Genomic DNA, 1,814 nt, shown 5'->3' with positions numbered 1-1,814 from the left:
AACTAAAGTTTTTAAAAGCAACAGAAGCCAGGCGGTTCGCTTACCCAAGGCTGTTGCGTTTCCGGAATTTATAAAAGATGTTGAAATTACGGCAATCGGTAATGACAATATTTGTATCCAGCAAATACTTCAGCATTACAGGGACTCCCGGATTTGATCTTCCGGTTGTTGCCGCTCCTCCATAAAATCATTTGAGACCCCTGCCGCAGCAAACCAGTCATCCCAGGATTGACCCGCCGGAGTTATGATACGCTCATTACCGATTGCCGTAATTTCAACATCTTTTATAAATTCCGGAAACGCAACAGCCTTGGGTAAGCGAACCGCCTGGCTTCTGTTGCTTTTAAAAACTTTAGTTTGAACATGTGCCATATCGATACCTCCTGAAAAACAATTTAATGGTCAAACATAGAATAAAACTTAACAATGGATATGTCAATAGTATATCCCTATGGTCAGGCTTGGCTTATTAAAAACCCCCGTTTTTTACGGCTTAAATATTTTCAGTTTTAAATCTTTTATCACTTTGAAATGTTTCGCATTGCTTGATGAAAGTATCATGTTGTTTTCTACTGCTGTTGCGGCTACAATAGCATCTCCTGAACGAATACTTGAACTCAATGTATATTCTTCAACATAGATTGAAGCACGATGCCCGATGTTTTCTGTCAATGGGAGAACAATAAACCCAAAAGAGCTTAAAAAGTCCTTTACATGTTTATGCTGAGTTTTATTTTTAGCACATTGTAAAAGTTCCATGTAGGTCTGGATGGATAGATATCTCTCCTGGGTTTTTTGCATCAGCGCTGCTGCTTTTTCATTGCCTCTTTGCGCCCATATAAAAATATCAGTATCAAATATCATCGTACCTGGAACCCCTTAATGTATCCAATTCATCCAAAACAGACCTGCTAGTGCCTGAGGCAATCATACCAAAAAAAGGATGCTCAGAAATCTTCAAATTTGTTATCTGTTTTTTAGCGGGCATAAGAATTCCTTTGATTTTACCACGATAGAGAACCGTCACTTGTTCATTTCTATCGAGTGCTTTAAGCACATCATTCATCTTATATCTTAAATCAACCACTGTTGCTTTCATCAGGGACCTCCTTGCTTTAATGTATAGTTAAAATATACATTAATTATTGATGCCTTGCAAGATAATAGTGCACAGATAATAGTGCACAACTCTTTTTCAATGGCCTGGGTCACTTGAATATCTCTGCTTAAAACCCACTTTTTAGCACCAAAAAGTGCACTCTAAGACCTTTTTACTATGAGCGCAAATGACAGTTGGCACTTATTTTGCTTTCTGAGAGGAACAACAATGCAATCTTTTTGGTGAACTCAGAATCTCTTATCAGCTTTTTGATCTCAGGTAAAATCCTTCCGCTGTTATTATTTGCTTCCGCCATCTTCTGTTGCACCAGATGAGAATCTATTTTAGAAAATCTTTCTGCCAGGTTTGAACACCCATCAAGGATAATTTTCATATACTCAGCATTTTTTAAATTTTGAACCAATGGGGTTTCAGCTATAAGCGATTTTAATACTTTACCCATAGATGCAGTCCCAGTCTTTTTACGACCGCGGCGTTTTTCCGATCGAAAAAATCTTTCCAGGATGTTGTTCGTCCTTTGCGGTTGAATATATATGATCCCTTCAGAAGATTGGACTGGTAAAGGGTCTGCAAATAATTTTTCCCAATATTTATCAATTTGCTCAAGCATTTTAGCATAAGTCTTTTTGTTCTGTGGATCATTGATAAGCCATTTTCTAAATGCGGTTACTTGCTCTTCAATGGTTTTTATATC

At 37.6% G+C, this 1,814-nt stretch carries 3 protein-coding genes and 2 pseudogenes; 1 reads left to right on the top strand and 4 read right to left on the bottom strand.

Features of this window, described 5'->3' with window-relative positions:
- Positions 1–100 (top strand): annotated as a pseudogene (locus tag HGJ91_RS08550) (AbrB/MazE/SpoVT family DNA-binding domain-containing protein); the annotation flags it as partial.
- Between the two features lie 35 nt (positions 101–135).
- Here HGJ91_RS08550 and vapB read toward each other — a convergent pair.
- The 4 genes and pseudogenes from vapB to HGJ91_RS08530 form a co-directional block, all read right to left on the bottom strand.
- Positions 136–372 carry a type II toxin-antitoxin system VapB family antitoxin gene (gene vapB / locus HGJ91_RS08545; RefSeq protein ID WP_291347299.1) on the bottom strand — a complete coding sequence of 79 codons (237 nt, stop codon included), beginning with the start codon at positions 370–372 and terminating at the stop codon, positions 136–138.
- A 114-nt stretch (positions 373–486) separates the two neighbouring features.
- A complete protein-coding gene (locus HGJ91_RS08540; protein WP_291347298.1) occupies positions 487–864 on the bottom strand; it encodes a type II toxin-antitoxin system VapC family toxin in 378 nt (125 codons plus the stop codon).
- A complete protein-coding gene (locus HGJ91_RS08535; RefSeq protein WP_291347297.1) occupies positions 854–1,099 on the bottom strand; it encodes a hypothetical protein in 246 nt (81 codons plus the stop codon). The genes HGJ91_RS08540 and HGJ91_RS08535 overlap by 11 nt, the downstream gene beginning before the upstream one ends.
- Before the next feature lie 175 nt (positions 1,100–1,274).
- Positions 1,275–1,814: pseudogene (locus HGJ91_RS08530) on the bottom strand (hypothetical protein); the annotation flags it as partial.

The sequence above is a fragment of the Desulfobacula sp. genome (genome assembly GCF_014237455.1).
Classification (GTDB): Bacteria; Desulfobacterota; Desulfobacteria; order Desulfobacterales; family Desulfobacteraceae; genus Desulfobacula.
Note: the sequence above shows the minus strand (reverse complement) of the source record. Positions and strands in the feature narration are given on the sequence as shown.

Excerpts from the sequence above, each read along its gene's own strand:
- vapB (WP_291347299.1), bottom strand. The coding sequence starts at position 372 with ATGGCACATGTTCAAACTAAAGTTTTTAAAAGCAACAGAAGCCAGGCG.
- HGJ91_RS08535 (WP_291347297.1), bottom strand. The coding sequence starts at position 1,099 with ATGAAAGCAACAGTGGTTGATTTAAGATATAAGATGAATGATGTGCTT.
- HGJ91_RS08540 (WP_291347298.1), bottom strand. The coding sequence starts at position 864 with ATGATATTTGATACTGATATTTTTATATGGGCGCAAAGAGGCAATGAA.